The 17,071-nt window shown below is 71.7% G+C and carries 14 protein-coding genes; 10 read left to right on the top strand and 4 right to left on the bottom strand.

Features of this window, described 5'->3' with window-relative positions; all coding sequences use genetic code 11:
- Nucleotides 1-74 precede the first annotated feature (74 nt).
- Entirely contained in the window at nt 75-1,145 is a 1,071-nt protein-coding gene (locus ACIRJR_RS16245) for a lactonase family protein (protein ID WP_403780082.1), read from the top strand.
- A 110-nt stretch (nt 1,146-1,255) separates the two neighbouring features.
- On the opposite strand, the gene ACIRJR_RS16240 is transcribed toward ACIRJR_RS16245, so the two are convergent.
- Together ACIRJR_RS16240 and ACIRJR_RS16235 are read right to left on the bottom strand one after the other, a co-directional pair.
- Complete coding sequence (locus tag ACIRJR_RS16240; RefSeq protein WP_403780080.1) at nt 1,256-2,179, bottom strand: sirohydrochlorin chelatase; 924 nt, start codon at nt 2,177-2,179, stop codon at nt 1,256-1,258.
- Nucleotides 2,180-2,317: 138 nt separating this feature from the next.
- Nucleotides 2,318-3,325, bottom strand: a complete 1,008-nt coding sequence (locus ACIRJR_RS16235) for an N-acetylglucosamine kinase (RefSeq protein WP_403780077.1) — start codon at nt 3,323-3,325, stop codon at nt 2,318-2,320.
- A 177-nt stretch (nt 3,326-3,502) separates the two neighbouring features.
- Between ACIRJR_RS16235 and ACIRJR_RS16230 the strand changes: the two genes are divergently transcribed.
- The 5 genes from ACIRJR_RS16230 (at nt 3,503) to ACIRJR_RS16210 (ending at nt 8,483) form a co-directional block, all read left to right on the top strand.
- Nucleotides 3,503-4,180: a uracil-DNA glycosylase gene (locus tag ACIRJR_RS16230; protein ID WP_403780074.1), complete on the top strand. Its 678-nt coding sequence runs from the start codon at nt 3,503-3,505 to the stop codon at nt 4,178-4,180.
- A 509-nt stretch (nt 4,181-4,689) separates the two neighbouring features.
- A complete protein-coding gene (locus ACIRJR_RS16225) occupies nt 4,690-5,910 on the top strand; it encodes a saccharopine dehydrogenase family protein (protein ID WP_403780071.1) in 1,221 nt (406 codons plus the stop codon).
- A gap of 148 nt (nt 5,911-6,058) precedes the next feature.
- Nucleotides 6,059-7,552 (top strand): APC family permease, encoded by a 1,494-nt coding sequence (locus ACIRJR_RS16220; protein ID WP_403780068.1) that lies wholly within the window; start codon nt 6,059-6,061, stop codon nt 7,550-7,552.
- 1 nt (nt 7,553) lies between these two features.
- Nucleotides 7,554-7,970 (top strand): universal stress protein, encoded by a 417-nt coding sequence (locus ACIRJR_RS16215; RefSeq protein ID WP_403780065.1) that lies wholly within the window; start codon nt 7,554-7,556, stop codon nt 7,968-7,970.
- Between the two features lie 168 nt (nt 7,971-8,138).
- Complete coding sequence (locus ACIRJR_RS16210; RefSeq protein WP_403780062.1) at nt 8,139-8,483, top strand: hypothetical protein; 345 nt, start codon at nt 8,139-8,141, stop codon at nt 8,481-8,483.
- 25 nt (nt 8,484-8,508) lie between these two features.
- On the opposite strand, the gene ACIRJR_RS16205 is transcribed toward ACIRJR_RS16210, so the two are convergent.
- Together ACIRJR_RS16205 and ACIRJR_RS16200 are read right to left on the bottom strand one after the other, a co-directional pair.
- On the bottom strand, nt 8,509-9,594 hold the full coding sequence (locus tag ACIRJR_RS16205; protein ID WP_403780059.1) for a WD40/YVTN/BNR-like repeat-containing protein: 1,086 nt from the start codon (nt 9,592-9,594) through the stop codon (nt 8,509-8,511).
- A gap of 449 nt (nt 9,595-10,043) precedes the next feature.
- A complete protein-coding gene (locus ACIRJR_RS16200) occupies nt 10,044-11,102 on the bottom strand; it encodes a LacI family DNA-binding transcriptional regulator (protein WP_403780056.1) in 1,059 nt (352 codons plus the stop codon).
- Between the two features lie 215 nt (nt 11,103-11,317).
- Between ACIRJR_RS16200 and ACIRJR_RS16195 the strand changes: the two genes are divergently transcribed.
- The 4 genes from ACIRJR_RS16195 to ACIRJR_RS16180 are packed head-to-tail and all read left to right on the top strand — an operon-like array spanning nt 11,318 to nt 16,860.
- Nucleotides 11,318-12,568, top strand: a complete 1,251-nt coding sequence (locus tag ACIRJR_RS16195; RefSeq protein ID WP_403780362.1) for an extracellular solute-binding protein — start codon at nt 11,318-11,320, stop codon at nt 12,566-12,568.
- 2 nt (nt 12,569-12,570) lie between these two features.
- Nucleotides 12,571-13,500, top strand: coding sequence for a carbohydrate ABC transporter permease (locus ACIRJR_RS16190; RefSeq protein ID WP_403780053.1), 930 nt, complete (start codon nt 12,571-12,573; stop codon nt 13,498-13,500).
- 4 nt (nt 13,501-13,504) lie between these two features.
- Nucleotides 13,505-14,404 (top strand): carbohydrate ABC transporter permease, encoded by a 900-nt coding sequence (locus ACIRJR_RS16185; RefSeq protein WP_403780050.1) that lies wholly within the window; start codon nt 13,505-13,507, stop codon nt 14,402-14,404.
- Between the two features lie 53 nt (nt 14,405-14,457).
- Nucleotides 14,458-16,860: a glycoside hydrolase family 3 N-terminal domain-containing protein gene (locus ACIRJR_RS16180; protein ID WP_403780047.1), complete on the top strand. Its 2,403-nt coding sequence runs from the start codon at nt 14,458-14,460 to the stop codon at nt 16,858-16,860.
- Nucleotides 16,861-17,071: the final 211 nt, after the last annotated feature.

The raw sequence follows: 17,071 nt of genomic DNA, 5'->3' as shown, positions 1-17,071 counted from the left end.
GGTACGGACCAGCGAAGTGCTGCCTGCTACCGTCGGCCCGGAAGATCGGGACGGACGTGAAGAGGGGTAGCGCGATGGGCGCCGACCACGCAAAGCGGGCATTCATAGGGTCGTTCACCTCGGCGGGCGGCCGTGGCATCACCGTCGCCGCCCTCGACCGGTACACCGGGGCGCCGACCGTGCTCGGGACCTCGGACGCCGTGGCCGACCCGTCCTTCCTCGCGGTCGGCCGGGCTCCCGCGACGGGTGACACCGTGCTGTACGCGGTCAGTGAGACCTCCGAGGGCGCCGCCGCGGCCTTCGCCGTCGGGGCCGACGGCGCTCCGCACCTGGTGGGTGAGGTCCGGCCGGTGAACGGGAGCGGCCCGACACACCTGGCCCTCGCCGGGGGCCACCTGCTCACGGCCAACTACGGGTCCGGCAGCGTCACCGCCCTGCCCGTGGGGGCCGACGGCGCCCCAGGGCCGGTGAGCGGCGTGCTGACGCACGAGGGCCATGGTCCTGACGAAGGCCGCCAGGGGAGCCCGCACGCCCACCAGGTGCTGCCCGACCCGTCGGGGCAGTGGGTGCTGACCGTGGACCTCGGTACGGATTCCGTGCGCGTCTGTGCGCTCGACCCCGCCACGGGCACCTTGCGGCTGCACTCGGAGGCGGCGCTTCGGCCGGGGACGGGACCGCGCCATCTTGCCTTTCACCCGTCCGGGGGACACGCCTACGTCCTGAACGAGCTGGAACCGACCGTCACCGTGTGCCGCTGGGACGCTGCCGCGGGGCTGCTCGAACCGCTCGGGGAGACACCGGTGCTCCCGCGCGACCACGACGAGGGCCCGGCCGTGCGCACGTACCCGTCGGAGGTGGTGGTCTCGCACGACGGCAGGTTCCTGTGGACCGCCAATCGCGGGCACGACAGCATCTCGGTGCTCACGCTCGACGAGACGGCCGAGAAGCCCGTCCTGGCGGCGGCCGTGGGCTGCGGCGGCCGTTGGCCCCGCGACCTCGCACTCGATCCCTCCGGGCAGTGGCTCTACGCCGCCAACGAGCACTCGGGGAACGTCAGCTGGTTCGCCGTGGACGCGGAGACCGGAATCCCGGCGCACGCGGGCTCCATCGAGGTTCCGGCCGCCTCCTGCGTGGTCTTCGCCTGACACCCTTCCCCCGGCCCCGCCGACGGTGGGGGAGCGGCGATGTACCCGCGACGAGGCGCGGACCGGAGCGGTCCGCGCCTCGTCGCGGTCAAGAGGTGGCGTGGCTCGGATCAGTGCGCCTGGGCACCCTGCGGCGTCGCCGGAGTGATCCCCAGCGTCGTCGCGTACAGCGAGAGCACGAGCTTGCCGATGGCCGGGTACGCGCCGAGCGGTTCGGCCGTCGCGCAACCGGCCTCCTTCGCCGCCGCGTCCAGCAGTCCGGCATCGATCTCGGGGCCCACCAGGTACGGCGCCAGCGCGAGCTGCACGGAGCCGGAGTTCTGGAGCTGCGCGGCGATCGAGGCCACCGACCCCTCCACGTCCAGGGCCGCGGCCATCACCGGCACCGCGAGGCGGGCGGCCAGCAGCATGCCGGTGATCCCGGCGGCCTGCACGGCCTCCTCGCCGCCGACCGTGGCCAGCACGATGCCGTCGGCCGCGGTCGCCACGGTGAAAAGCCTCGCGCGGTCGGCGCGTGCCAGACCGGCCTCCGAGAGCCGCACGTGCAGGGCTTCGGCGAGCAGCGGGTGCGGACCCAGCACGTCGGTCAGCTCGGCCTGCGTGCCGCTGTCCATGACGGCCTGCCGTATACGCCGGATCAGGGCGCTGTCGGGCCCGGCGAGCAGCGGCACCACGACGGCGGACGGGCCCGAGGGCACGGCGACCTCGCGGCCCGCGGCGGTGGCCTGCTCGTAGCGAGCGGTGCGCTCGGCGGCGGCACGGGTGAGTACGGAGGCGAGCGTCGGGTATTCGGCGTCGTCGCCGTCCAGATAACCGATCTGCGCGTTCAGACCGGGCAGCTCGGAGCGGGCGATGCTGATCACTTCCTCGGCCAGGCTGCGCGAGGCCGGGGAAGGGGTACCGGGAAGGGCGAGAACGAGCGCGGCAGCGCCCTCAGGTGCGACCACGGGCTCCGGGCGGCGGTGCCGTCCGGACTGGCGAGGTCGCGGCATTCGTACAGGCAGGCCGGAAGCGGGCCCAGTGGGGGTGCTCATGGCGCCGCATGCTACTGGTTTTGGGTGCCCCTCTGTTCGGGGAGGGGGCGGCCAGGCGTCATCTGTCCATATATGTCTGTTGAGTGGCATAGCGGGCGACTGACCTGCTCTGTCCGGGCGGTTGATCGCTCGAATCGTCTACGTTACTCCCGGTACGAACAGGAGGGCCGGGTGGGGCGGAATGCGCAGCCCCGGTCCGGCGAGGGCCCGGGCGATCTCCAGAGCGCCGTGCAGCGGGTCCCCTGCCGCCGGCACCACGCGTGCCTGAGGGATCTGTGCGGCCAGCTCCCCGCGCAACGGTGCGAGAAGCGGCTCTCCCATGCGGAACAGTCCACCGGTGAGGGCCACTTCGCAGCCGTCGGGGCCGGATTCGGTGGGGCCGGGGCACACCGCGGCCGCGGCTTCGGCGATGTGCTCGGCGGCATCCCGCAGGATCCCCGCCGCGACCTCGTCGCCGACCGCGCAGGCAGCGACCTCGGGTGCGAAGGACGCGAGCAGCGCGGGCCGGTCCGTACGTGGATAGAGCAGGCCGGGGAGCCCGGCGACCGGCCCGAAGACCGCCTCGAGCCGCGCCAGCAGCGCGGGCGAACCGCCGCGCCGGCCGTCATGGGCCCGCATCGCCGCGTCGAGCCCCGCCCGGCCGATCCAGGCACCCCCGCCGCTGTCGCCCAGCAGATGCCCCCAGCCGTCCGCCCTGCGCCACGTCCGCAGGTCGGTCCCGAGCGCGATCATGCCGGTGCCGCCCGCGACGACCGCTCCGGGCCGCTGTCCCAGCGCCCCGGCGTACGCGGTCACCGCGTCGGCGGCCAGGGCCACCCGCCGGACACCGAGCGCGCCGGCGAGCGCGGCGGGCACCTCGGCGCGCAGCTGGTCACCGAGCGTGGCCATGCCCGCCGCTCCGATCGCCGCGGCCGTGACGGCCGCTCCGGGGCCCTCCCGTTCCAGCAGCCGCCCGGCCGCCGGCAGCAGCTGCTCCAGCAGGTGCCCGGCGTCGATGCCGGCCGCCCCGGTCCGCACCGGCTCGGCGCAGACCTCGGTGCGAACGGGACGCCGGGCGTTCGCCGACCCCAGGGCCACCCGCAGCCCCGAACCGCCCGAGTCCACCCCGAGGACGAGTCCGCCAGGGGCGCCGGTCACGGCAACCACCGTACGGAAGAACGCTGTTCGGCCGGCTCGTTCACCGGGGGCGACACCCGCGGACGTGACTTCACGCAACGGCTCCGGGGGACTGGGGGACTGATGACGAGGCGCAGACTATCCCCCGGCGGCTCCCGCGGGGACCGCATGATCACGTTGTCGGTGTGGGCCGGTAGGGTGACACCCGTGGCAGCGCGACCGTTGAGTGAACTTGTGGAGCCCGGCTGGGCGCAGGCGTTGGAGCCCGTGGCCGGCCGGATCGCGGCGATGGGGGAATTCCTCCGCGCGGAGATCGGGGCAGGCCGCACCTACCTGCCGGCGGGGCAGAACGTTCTGCGCGCCTTCCAGCAGCCCTTCGACGACGTGCGCGTCCTGATCGTGGGTCAGGATCCCTACCCGACCCCGGGCATGGCGATCGGTCTCAGCTTCGCGGTCTCCCCCGACGTACGGCGTCTTCCGGGCAGCCTGGAGAACATCTTCAGGGAGCTCGGCGCCGACCTCGGTGTGCCGAGGCCGTCCGACGGAGACCTGACGCCCTGGACGCGGCAGGGAGTGCTCCTGCTCAACCGGGCGCTGACCACAGCGCCGGGAAAGCCCGCCGCCCACCGCGGCAAGGGATGGGAAGAAGTGACCGAGCAGGCCATCCGAGCCCTTGCCGCGCGCGGCAAACCGATGGTGTCCGTCCTCTGGGGACGGGACGCGCGTAATGTGCGGCCGCTCCTCGGCGACCTGCCCGCGATCGAGTCCGCGCACCCTTCCCCGATGTCGGCGGACCGTGGCTTCTTCGGCTCGCGGCCCTTCAGCCGCACCAACGACTTCCTGGTCCGCGCAGGGCAGCAGCCGGTGGACTGGCGCCTGCCGTAAGTCCTGGCCGGGCCGACCTGGTGGCGGGACCGGCGCCTGCCGTAAGTCGTGCCGTGGCGGGACCGGCGCCTGCGCGTGAGATCCGGCGGGACCGGACACGTGGCACGCGCGAAAGTCCGCCCACCGACCGTGCCCGGTGTGCCGAAGTCCGCCCACCGGCCGCCGCCCGGATCCCGGAGCCGGTGCCGTGCATAGGTTCTCGCTACCGGGGCACGAGACCCTGTGACCCGAGCTCCGGCGGTGCACCCCCCCCGCACCGCCGTGAGCAACCGGCCCCACCGGCATCCCCCCGCCGGTGGGGCCGTCTCCTTTCCGCGGTCCGAGCGCGACAGCCCTCCCGGTCCAGGTCCAGGGAGCCCGTCCGGGTGGCTCTTCGGAGCGCCGGCGGCCTGGAAGGGGGACACCGCCGGACGCTGTCCGCCGCCGGGCGGCCAGGCTGTTAGCGTGCTCGCTCCACCGGCCCGGCCGGCCCGGCCGTGTCGTCGGCGTGGCAGAGGAGTGGTGTCCCCATGCGTGTTCTGCTGGTCGGTGCGGGAGGCGTGGGCACGGCGATCACGCGGATCGCGGCCCGGCGGTCATTCTTCGAGCACATGGCGGTCGCCGACTACGACCGCGGACGGGCGGAGGCCGCTGTCGCGGCCCTCGGAGAGCGCGGGTCCCGTTTCAGCTCCGTCCGGCTCGACGCGTCCGACCAGGAAGCCGTGCGTGCCGCGCTCGCCGAACACCGCTGCGACGTCCTGCTCAACGCCACCGATCCCCGCTTCGTCATGCCGCTCTTCGAGGCGGCCCTCGCCCAGGGCGTGCACTACCTCGACATGGCCATGTCCCTGTCCCGGCCGCATCCGTCCCGCCCGTACGAGGAGTGCGGGGTGAAGCTCGGGGACGCCCAGTTCGACCGGGCGGCGGAATGGGAGGCCGCCGGTCTCCTCGCACTGGTCGGGATGGGGGTGGAGCCGGGGCTCTCGGACGTCTTCGCCCGCTACGCCTCCGACGAGCTCTTCGACGAGATCGAGGAGATCGGGATCCGGGACGGAGCCGACCTGACGGTGGAGGGCTACGACTTCGCCCCGTCCTTCAGTATCTGGACCACCATCGAGGAGTGCCTGAATCCTCCCGTCGTCTACGAGGAGGGGCGGGGCTGGTTCACCACGTCCCCCTTCAGCGAACCGGAGGTCTTCGACTTCCCCGAGGGCATCGGGCCCGTCGAGTGCGTCAATGTCGAGCACGAGGAGGTGCTGCTCGTCCCCCGGTGGCTGAACGCCCGGCGCGTCACGTTCAAGTACGGGCTGGGCGACGAGTTCATCGGTGTGCTGCGCACCCTCCACAAGCTGGGTCTCGACCGCACGGACCCCGTCCTGGTGAAGAGCGGTGCCGGTGACGCCCAGGTCTCGCCCCGGGACGTGGTGGCCGCCTGTCTGCCCGACCCGGCCGGACTCGGTGACCGGATGCACGGCAAGACGTGTGCCGGCACCTGGGTGACGGGCCGCAAGGACGGCAAGCCCCGCGAGGTCTACCTGTACCACGTGGTCGACAACCAGTGGTCCATGCGCGAGTACGGCTCCCAGGCCGTGGTCTGGCAGACCGCGATCAACCCCGTCGCCGCCCTCGAACTCGTCGCGGGCGGCGTCTGGGGCGGCACCGGGGTGCTGGGGCCCGAGGCCATGCCGCCGGGGCCGTTCCTCGATCTCCTGGCCGAGTACGGCGCACCGTGGGGCATGCGCGAGCAGTGACGTCCCGCGCGGACCTCGCGGCTCCGGGCTCCTGAGCGCGCCTCGCCTGACATGCGCACCGGGACGTAGCTCCATAGCATGCGGAAGGAAGCATTCCGACTTCTTGTCAGGCCTGTGACCCCAGCGCCTGTGACCCTGGTGAGGGAGTGTGGCAGAGGACCGTGCCGGAGCGCAGCCGCCGGCAAGCTTGAAGCCGAACGCGATCGGCTTCGTCGACGCGTTGGTCATCGGACTGAACGCCACGTCACCGGCCTACTCGGTGGCCGCGGTCATCGGCCCGATCGTGGCGCTCGTCGGCATCTACGCGCCCGGAGCGCTCTTCGCCTCCTTCGTGCCGATGCTCCTCATCGCCTCGGCCTTCTACTACCTGAACAAGGTCGACCAGGACTGCGGGACGACGTTCTCCTGGGTGACACGCGCCCTGGGACCCTGGACCGGATGGCTCGGCGGCTGGGCCATCACGATGACCGGTGTGCTCGTGGTGGGGTCACTGGCGGATGTCGCCGTCAGCTTCGGGCTGATGGCCGTCGGCCTCGACAGCTGGGCCGAGAACACCTTCGTACGCCAGTTGCTCACCGTGCTCCTGATCGTGGTGATGACCGGACTGTGCGTCATCGGGACCGAGATCTCGGCCAGGGTGCAGAACGTCCTGATCCTGGCCCAGGTGGTGTTCCTCCTCGTCTTCGTGGTCGTCGCGCTCTACCGCGTCTACGCGGGCACGACCGACTTCGACTCCGTCAGACCCTCCGTCGAGTGGCTCAACCCCTTCGGGGCGGGCGGCGCCGCGCTCACGGGAGGTCTGCTGCTGGGTGTCTTCATCTACTGGGGCTGGGAGTCGTGCGTGAGCCTCACCGAGGAGGTGGAGGACTCCGCGACCGCTCCCGGCCGGGCGGGCGTGTGGTCGACGGTCATCCTGCTGGTGACCTACCTGTCCGTCGGCTTCGCGGTCGTCGCCTTCGCCGGAGCGGCGTACCTCGCGGAGAACGCCGAGGAGGAGGAGTTCATCTTCGCCCTGCTGGCCGGCGAGGTCATGGGGGGCTGGGACTGGATCGTGCTCCTCGCCGTCGCGACGTCGGCGCTCGCCTCGACGCAGACCACCATCATCCCGGCCTCGCGCACCGCGCTGTCGATGGCCCGTCGCCACGCGCTGCCCGCGCACTTCGCACGCATCAGCCCGCGGTTCAGGACCCCCGACGTGAGCACCTGGTGGGTGGCGGTCATCGCCATCGCCTGGTACCTCGTGGTCAACCAGATCAGCGAGAACGCGCTCTTCGACTCACTGACGGCGCTGTCCCTCCTCATCGCCTTCTACTACGCGCTCACCGGGGTGGCGTGCGCCGTCTACCACCGCCGCCTCCTGACGGAGAGCCCGCGCAACTTCTTCCTCATCGGCCTCGGTCCGCTGGTGGGGGCCGGTCTGCTGACCTGGCTGCTCGTCCGGTCCGTCATCGACATGTCCGACCCGGCGAACTCCTACAGCGGGACCTCCTGGTTCGGGCTGGGCCCGCCGCTCGTCATCGGCATCTGCATCAGCCTCGTCGGTGTGGTGCTCATGGTGGTGCTGCGGTTCCTGTCGCCGGCTTTCTGGGCCGAGCGCCGGGGTGTGGTGGACCCCGACCTCGTACACGGCAAGGAGCGCTGAGATGTCCGTGGTCCTCGGGTACGACGAGTCGCCGGGTGCCGCACGGGCCCTGCGCGCGGCGATCGAGGTGGCCGCCGCGTTCGGCGAGCAGCTCGTCCTGGTCTTCGGAGCGGCCCCGCCCGGCTCCGGCGGCGAGGAGTACCGCGCCCACTACGAAGCCATTCGCCAGGCCGGGCGCACCGGGCTGGAACGGGCGGTGGCCGCGGCGGAGGAGGCCGAGGTGCCGACCGTGGTCGAGGTCATCGACCTGAGTCCGGCGCAGGCGTTGATCGAAGCCGCCGCACGGCACGCGGCGAGGGTCATCGTGGTGGGCAGCTGGGGCGAGAGCCCGATCCGGGGGGCGCTCCTGGGATCGACCCCGCACAAGCTCCTGCACCTGTCGACCGTCCCGGTGCTCTGCGTGCCGACCGAGGAGTGAGCCGCCCGCAGTGCGTCTCGGCAGGGTGGGATCAGCGGCGGTAGCCCTCCACCGGAGTGAGGAGGGAACGATTCTGCCGCGCCACCGGAGTGGGAGACGTATCGTCCGGCAGGCCGCCCGGGGCAGCCTGGGGGCGCAGTCGACCCCCTCTCACGAAGGAACACCTCCATGCGCCTCCGTCACCATGCCGTCGCCGCCCTGGGCGCTCTCGCGCTCGTCGTCACCCTGCCCACCTCGGCTTCGGCTGCCGAGGGCCAGTTCAGGTACACGTACGAGACCGACGAGGGCTACGAAGCGGTCGGGTTCCTCAACGACCCGCCCGGTGGGGAGTGCATCAGCCTCCCCGGCGCCGACTCGGACGCACTGCCACCGGCCTACGCGCCGAAGAACCTCACGGACGCGACGGCGACCGTCTTCCTCGGAGCCGACTGCGAGGGCGACGTCTACTACACCCTGCGCCCGGGCGGCGGCGCGTCGGAGCGGCTGAAGGTCCGGTCCGTGGTCTTCAGCTGATCGGACGTGCCCCGGCGGCAGCCGGTCAGCCGAGCACCGCCGCCCTGACACACAGGACGTCAGGCAGGTGCGAGGTGAGCTGCCGCCAGGTGTCGCCGTCGTCCGCGCTCGCGTACACCTCGCCGTTGCGGTTGCCGAAGTAGACGCCGGCCGGGTCGGCGTCGTCCACGCAGAGCGCGTCACGCAGCACCGTGCCGTAGTGGTCGTCGTCCGGGAGGCCGCGGGTGAGGGGCTCCCAGGTCTCGCCCGCGTCCTGGGTCCTGAACACCCGGCAGCGATGGCCGGCGGGGACACGGTCCGCGTCGGCGTTGATCGGGAAGACGTAGAAGGTGTCGGCGCGGTGCGGGTGCGCGGCGGCGGCGAAGCCGAAGTCCGAGGGGAGGCCCGCGCCGATGTCCTTCCAGCGTTTCCCGCCGTCGTCGCTGCGGAAGACGCCCCAGTGGTTCTGCAGGTAGAGCCGGTCGGGATCGGCCGCGTCCCGGGTGACCTTGTGGACGCACTGACCGAACTCGGGATCGGGATCCGGCAGGAAGACCGCTGAGACGCCCTTGTTGGAGGGGGTCCAGCGCTCACCGCCGTCCTCGGTGCGGAACACACCCGCCGTGGAGACGGCGACGGTCACCGCCCGTGCGTCCCTCGGATCCGTCAGGATGGTGTGGAGGCCCTCGCCGCCCCCGCCCGGCACCCACTCGGACCGTGTCGGGTGCTCCCAGAGCGGACGGACCAGCTCGAAGGACTCCCCGCGGTCGTCCGACCGGAACAGCGCGGCCGGTTCGGTCCCCGCGTAGACGACGTCAGGTGCCTCGGGGCCCGCGGGGTGCAGCTGCCAGACCCGCTCCAGCGACGCCTCGGTGAACTGCGGGAACTTCACGGCGGGCTTCTTGGGCTCCACCCAGGTCTCGCCCAGGTCGTCGGAGTGGAAGACCGAGGGACCCCAGTGGGCGCTGTCCCCGCCGACCAGCAGTCGGGGCGTCTTTCCCCGGGTGTCGATCGCGATCGAGTAGATCGCCTGGGCGTTGAAGTGAGGATCGCCGAACTCCCACGTCCCGCCGCGCCTGCGGCCGATGAAGAGCCCTTTACGCGTGCCCACGGTGAGGAGTACATCGGTCATGACAGGACCTCCCGAAACGTCGTCGTGCCGGACAGGTGACAGTCTGCACCCGGCCACTGACAGAGGCCGGGAGCCGCGGTGTCGGCCCAGGTCACAGCGGTCGTGGCAGGGGTGCGCGGGGTCAGGGGACCATTTCGGGGACGGGCGGTCCGGACCTGGGCGCGAGCATCCGCGGTCCGGTGTCTCCAGGACCGCTCCGGGGAGTCCTCGAAGCCCGCGGTCCGGTGCCTCCAGGACCGCTCCGGGGAGTCCTCGAAGCCCGCGGTCCGGTGTTTCCGGGGCCGCTCCGGGGAGTCCTCGAAGCCCGCGGTCCGGTGCCTCCAGGACCGCTCCAGGGAGTCCTCGAAGCCCCGTACCGGGCGGCCGGGCCGTGCTTCCGTCCGCCTCCCCGTCGTGTCGTCCCGGGGGTGCCGGAAGACGGCACGCCCCGGACCGGAGCCAGCCGTCCCTCAGCGCGCCGGCGGGGCCGTGCTGCTGCGGACGACCAGGCTCGTCGCCAGATCGACCCTGGTGGTCGCGGGCTGCCTGCCCCGGCCCAGGTCGAGGACCAGGCGGGCCGCGGTCTCCGCCATCTCTATGAGCGGCTGGCGCACCGTCGTGAGCGGGGGGCCGATCCAGCGGGTGAGCGGCAGGTCGTCGAAGCCGACCACGCTGAGGTCCTCCGGGATCCGGAGTCCCAGCTCGCGCGCGGCCTCGTAGACGCCGAGTGCCTGCAGGTCGTTCCCGGCGAAGACGGCCGTCGGCGGCTCGGGCAGGCGCAGGAGTTCCAGGGCCGCCGTGTAGCCGTCCTCGTGGTTGAACTCGCCCTCCCGGACGAGCTCGGGGTCCATGGGGACGCCCGAGGTCTCCAGCGCGGCACGGTAGCCGTCCAGCCGGGCCCGGCTGCACATCATCCGGGTGGGCCCGCCGATGACACCGATGCGCCTGTGGCCCAAGGCGGTCAGGTGGCGTGTGGCGGCCAGGCCGCCCTGCCAGTTGGCGGCCCCCACCGACGGGATGTCGTCACCGGGATCACCCGCCGGATCGACGACGACGAACGGGATCGAGCGGCTCGTGAGCTGCGCCCGCTGCGCCGCGTCCAGGTCCGACAGCACCAGGATCACTCCAGCCGGGCGGCGGGCCAGGACGCCGTCCACCCACGTCTGTCCGGGGGTGAGCCGGCCGGCGCTCTCCGAGAGGACCAGGCTCAGGCCCTCTTCCCTGGCGACGTTCTCGACGCCCCGGACGACCTCCATCGCCCAGGCGCTGTCCAGCTCGTGGAAGACCAGATCGATGAGCTGGGACTGCTGCGAGGCGCCACGCCTGCGGCGGTAGCCGTGGCGCAGCAGCAGCTCCTCGACCCTCGTGCGCGTACCAGGGGCCACGTCGGCGCGTCCGTTCAGCACTTTCGAAACTGTCGGAGCCGAGACTCCGGCCGCTCGGGCGATCTCCGCCAGCGTGGCGGTGCTCTCCGACGGCTCGCCGCCGGACGCCTTCTCCTGTTGTGGCTGGACCTTTGCAGGGCTCATGCACGAATCGTAGCTCGCCCGGAGCCCCGCACACGCCTCTGGGCACGGTCGGTAAATCCTTGCTCCCGCCCTCTTGACTGACCCGAAACACGACCGTACGGTTCCGGCAACATTCGAAAGACATGCCGAAACATTCGACAGAGGGTGCGGTCATGCGGTCGGGGATATTCACTCAGGGCACACGTACGACGAGATGGGCCGCGGCGGGTGCGGCCATGGCCATGGCCGGACTTCTGGCCGGCTGCGGGTCCGGCACCGGCGGGAGCGGCGGCGGCACCGGGACCATCACCGCCTACGTCTACGGCGACGACGCGGTCAAGGTCCAGCAGGCGGCCGTCGACACGTTCAACAAGACCTCCAAGGTCAAGGTCAAGCTGGTGTCGGTCCCCGGCACCGACTACGTGAACAAGCTGCGCAGCGCCATGGGTTCACCCAGCGCGCCGGACGTCTTCTTCAACTGGGGCGGCGGCTCCATCAAGCCGTACGTCGACTCCGAGGACCTGGTCGACCTGACGTCGACGGTCAAGAACGACGCCACGCTCAAGGACGGTTTCCTGCCCTCGATCATGACGGCCGGCGGGCTCGAGGGGAAAATCTACGGGGTGCCCATGCGCGGCATGCAGCCCGTGATGCTCTTCTACAACAAGGCGCTCTTCGCCGAGCACGAGATCGAGCCCCCGAAGACCTGGGAAGACCTCCAGTCCGCGATCAGGACCTTCAAGGACGCCGGCATCACCCCCTTCGCGCTCGGCGGCTCCGACAAGTGGCCCGAACTGATGTGGATGGAATACCTGCTGGACCGGATCGGCGGACCCGAGGTCTTCAAGCGGATCCAGGACGGCGACTCCGCGGGCTGGGGCGACCCGGCGGTCCTCAAGACGGCGCAGACCGTCAAGGAGCTCATCGACGAGGGCGCGTTCGGCAAGAACTTCAACTCCGTGGACTACGGCAACGGAGGGGCCCCGACCCTGCTCAACAAGGGCAAGGCCGCCATGCACCTCATGGGCTCGTGGGAGTACTCCACCCAGCTGGGCAAGGCCCCCGAATTCGCGAAGAAGGACCTCGGCTGGACCGGTTTCCCGACGGTGGCCGGCGGCGTGGGCGACCCCGCGAACGTGGTGGGCAACCCCACCAACTACTGGTCCGTCAACGCCCGGACCAAGCACAAGGACACCGCCGTCGCCTTCCTGAAGGCGATGGCGTCGAAGACCTACGCGCAGGCCCTGGTCGACAACGGTGACGTGCCCACCACGTCCAACGCGGCCTCGATGCTGAGCGGATCCCCCAACCCTCAGTTCGCCACCGACCAGTACGAAATGGTGCAGAAGGCCCCGAGCTTCACCCTCTCGTGGGACCAGGCACTCGAAGCCCAGTACGCCACGCCACTGCTCACGGAGATCAGCAAGCTGTTCGCCGGCAAGACGACCCCCGAGCAGTTCGTCGAAGCAATGAAGGCCGCGAAGTAACCATGTCCCACCACACTCCGGTCGCGAAGAGCAGCGGAGACAGGAAGGCGGCCGTCGGCAACGTCGGCCGCCCCCCGGTCGCCTGGGCCGTCCCCGGCATCCTCTTCTTCGCCGTCTTCGCGATCGTCCCCCTGGCGATCGCCGTCTACCTCTCCTTCTGCGAGTGGGACGGGCTCGACTCCCCGACCCTGACGGGCCTGGACAACTGGACCCGGCTGTTCAAGGACTCGGAATTCGGCCAGGCCGCCTGGCTGAGCCTCCTGCTCACCACGATCAGCTGGGTCTTCCAGACCCCGGTGGCCCTGCTGCTGGGTGTCTGGGCGGCGGGACGCCAGCGCAGCCGGGCCTTCCTGTCCGCGGTCTTCTTCATCCCGCTGCTGCTCTCCACCACCGCCATCGCGATGCTGTTCCACGCGCTGCTGGACCCCAACTTCGGCGTGATCCAGACCATCGGACCCTGGCTCGGCATCGACCCCAACGTCATGGGATCGTCCACCGGCGCCCTGCTCGTCGTCGCGTTCGTCGGCGGCTGGCAGTTCATGCCCTTCCACACGCTGATCTACCAGGGCGGCGCCCGGCAGATCCCGGAGGTCCTCTACCAGGCGGCTTCCATCGACGGCGCGGGCATGGTGCGGCAGTTCTTCCACATCACGCTGCCGCAGCTGCGCCACACGATGACGACCTCGTCGGTCCTGATGATCGTCGGCTCGCTGACGTACTTCGACACCGTGCTCATCATGACCAAGGGCGGTCCCGGCACGGACACGACGATCCTGCCCTACCTGATGTACCGGACCGGTTTCCAGACGTACGACCTCGGCTACGCGGCGGCCATCGCCACCGCACTCGTCGTCGTGGCCACCAGCATCTCGCTGCTCATGGTGCGCCTCAGTGGCTTCGGGTCCATGCGGTCCACCCGGGAAGGTATGTGACGCGATGTCGATCGACACCCGCCCCGCGGCGCCGCAGCACCGCGCGACGCCCACCGCGCCCCGCCGTCGGCACACGGCCCCACGGCGCAGGTCCCCGGGCAACCCCGTGGCCGGCATCGGCTCGCTGATCTGGCTCCTCATCGTCCTCGTGCCGCTCTACACCCTCGTCTCCGCGTCCCTGATGCACCAGGACGAGGCGCTCAACGGCGACCCGCTGGCGATCCCCACGGACCCGACGCTCGAGAACTACCGCACCGTGCTGGACAGCGGGTTCCTGACACTGATCGGGAACACCGCGATCGTCGCCGTGGCCACCGTCGCCATCGTGCTGGTGCTCTCCGTCCCCGTCGCGTACGTGGCGGTGCGCACCCGCAGCCGCCTCTCCTCGCTCGCCTTCCGGACCTTCCTCCTCGGCGTGGCGATCCCCGCGCAGGCAGTCATCGTGCCCCTGTACCTGATGATCGGGAAGATGGGGCTGTACGACACCCTCTGGGCGATCATCCTGCCCACCGCGGCTTTCGCGATGCCCGTCGCCGTCCTCGTGCTCAGCGGCACGATGCGCGACGTCTCCGAGGAGATGTACGAGGCGATGTCCCTCGACGGAGCCTCACCGGTGCGCATGCTCTGGCAGCTGGCGGTTCCGCTGTCCAGGGCCGGGATCAGCACGGTGGCCATCTTCTCCGCCCTGCAGGCGTGGAACGGCTTCCTCTTCCCGCTGATCCTGACCCAGTCGGAGGAGCAGCGCGTGCTGACGCTCGGGCTGTTCAACTTCATGAGCCAGTTCGGAGTGAACATCCCGGCCGTCCTGGCGGCGATCGTCCTCTCGGTCATCCCCATCTTCGCCGTGTACCTCGTGGCCCGGCGGGCGCTGATCAACGGACTGATGGGGGTGGGCGGCAAATAGGACACCCCAGCCGCCCCGGAACCACCGCACTCATGAGAGGAACCCCTGCCGCCATGGCAATCCACCCCGTCCCGCAGGCCCGCCAGGCCGATCCGCCCCCCGCCGTCGACGGCCCGTGGCGCGACCCTTCCCTCAGCCCGGAGGAGAGGGTGGCCGACCTGGCGGCCCGGATGACACTCGAGGAGAAGGCCGCCCAGCTGTACGGAATCTGGGTGGGCGCCGACGCGGAGGGCGACGGAGTCGCTCCGCACCAGAACGACATGGTCGACCCGGTCGACTTCGAGGACATCACGACCCGCGGACTCGGCCAGCTCACCCGGCCGTTCGGCACCGCCCCGGTGGACCCGGGCGTGGGCGCGGTGGCGCTGGCCACGGCCCAGGCCCGCATCGTGGAGGCCGGCCGGTTCGGGATCCCGGCGATGGCCCACGAGGAGTGCCTGGCCGGATTCACCGCGTGGGGCGCCACCGCCTATCCCGTCCCGCTGGCCTGGGGTGCCGCCTGGGACCCGGAGCTGGTCGCCGAGATGGCGCACCGGATCGGCAGCGACATGCGGTCGGTCGGCGTCCACCAGGGGCTCGCCCCGGTGCTCGACGTCGTGCGGGACCTGCGCTGGGGGCGGGTCGAGGAGACGATCGGTGAGGACCCGTATCTGGTCGCCACCGTCGCCACCGCCTATGTGAAGGGGCTGGAATCCGCGGGGATCGTCGCCACGCTCAAGCACTTCGCGGGCTACTCCGCGTCGGCCGGCGCCCGCAACCTCGCCCCGGTCCGGGCCGGAACCCGGGAGATGGCGGACGTGATCCTTCCGCCGTTCGAGATGGCGGTCCGCGAGGGCGGGGCCCGCTCCGTGATGCACTCGTACGCCGAGATCGACGGCGTCCCCGTGGCCGCCGACCCGGCGCTGCTCACCGGACTGCTCCGCGACACCTGGGGCTTCGGCGGCACGGTCGTCGCCGACTACTTCGGCATCGGCTTCCTGGAGACCCTGCACAAGGTGGCCGAGGGCCGCGGCGACGCCGCCCGCCTGGCCCTGACCGCCGGAGTCGACGTGGAGCTGCCCACCGTGCGCAGCTACGGTGAGGCACTGGTCGCCGCCGTCCGGGACGGCCTGGTGGCCGAGGAACTGGTGGACCGCGCCCTGCACCGGGTCCTGCTGCAGAAGTGCGAGCTCGGCCTGCTCGATCCGGACCGCCAGGCCCTGCCGTCCGTGCTCGGCGGCGTGGAGCCGGAGCGGGCGCGCGGCACGGTGGACCTCGACCCGCCGCGGAACCGGGACCTGGCCCGGCTGATCGCCGAGCGGTCCTGCGTCCTGCTGGCCAACCCCCAGGGCACGCTCCCGCTGGGCGGCGCCGGACGGATCGCGGTGGTCGGTCCGCGCGCCGACGACCCGCTGGCCATGCTCGGCTGCTACTCGTTCCCGAGCCACGTGGGGGTCCAGCACCCCGAAGTGCCCATGGGTATCGCCATCCCCACGGTGCTGGAGGCGCTCCGTGAGGAGTTCCCCGGTGCCGGAATCGACTACGCGCAGGGCTGCGACGTGGACGGCGCGGGCACCGAGGGGATCGCGGGCGCCGCCGCGCTGGCGTCCGGTGCCGACGTCTGTGTGGCCGTGCTCGGCGACCGTGCCGGGCTCTTCGGCCGCGGTACCTCCGGCGAGGGCTGCGACGTGGCGGACCTCTCGCTGCCCGGCCGCCAGGGCGAGCTCCTGGACGCGCTGCTCGCGACCGGAACCCCGGTCGTCCTGGTGCTGCTGACGGGACGTACGTACGCGCTCGGAGGCCGGGCGGACCGGCTGGCCGGTTGTGTGCAGGCGTTCTTCCCGGGCGAGGAGGGCGGCCCGGCGCTCGCGGGTGTGCTCTCGGGGCGGGTCAACCCGTCCGGGCGCCTGCCCGTGGGCGTGCCCCGCGGCACGGGCGGTCAGCCGTGGACCTATCTGCAGCCGCCGCTGGGCCTGGCCAACGGGGTCAGCAATCTGGACCCGACGCCCCTGTACCCCTTCGGGCACGGTCTCTCGTACACCTCGTTCGTCTGGGAGGCCGGTGCCGACGCGCCGGCCGAGCTCCCCACCGACGGGGAGACCGACCTCGCGGTCACGGTGCGCAACACCGGTGACCGTGACGGGGCCGAAGTGGTCCAGCTCTACGTCCACGACCCGGTCGCCCAGACCACGCGCCCCGACGCCCGGCTGATCGGGTACGCCCGGGTGCCGCTCGCGGCGGGGGAGTCGCGGAGGGTTAGCTTCCGCTTCCATCCGGACCTGGTCTCCTTCACCGGGGCAGGTGGCCGCCGCGTCGTCGAGCCCGGCGACCTGGAGCTGCGCTTCGCCACCTCCAGCGACGTGGCGGACGTCCAGCACACCGTACGGCTGCGTCTCACCGGGCCCGAGCGCACCGTCGACCACCGGCGCCGCATGGTCTGCGACACGTCGGTCGACGCGCCGCTCGTAGGGAAGTGACGTGCGGGGGGCCAAGGCTCCCCGCACGCCCGCCTCGCGCACCCCGAGGGGTGCGCGAGGCGGGGCCGAAAGTTTCGAAGGCCGCCCCGGTGCGGTCGGCCCGCCGCTTTACGCGCGCCATCGCGGGGGTGCCTGTCATGCCCAAGGCAATTCGCTCGGCCGTGGGCGGACTCCGCGACCGCCGTGCTCCTCGCCTCGGCGCACACCCTCT

The sequence above is a fragment of the Streptomyces sp. NPDC102402 genome, assembly GCF_044765765.1.
Classification (GTDB): Bacteria; Actinomycetota; Actinomycetes; order Streptomycetales; family Streptomycetaceae; genus Streptomyces.
This window is presented reverse-complemented; position numbering and strand designations above follow the sequence as displayed.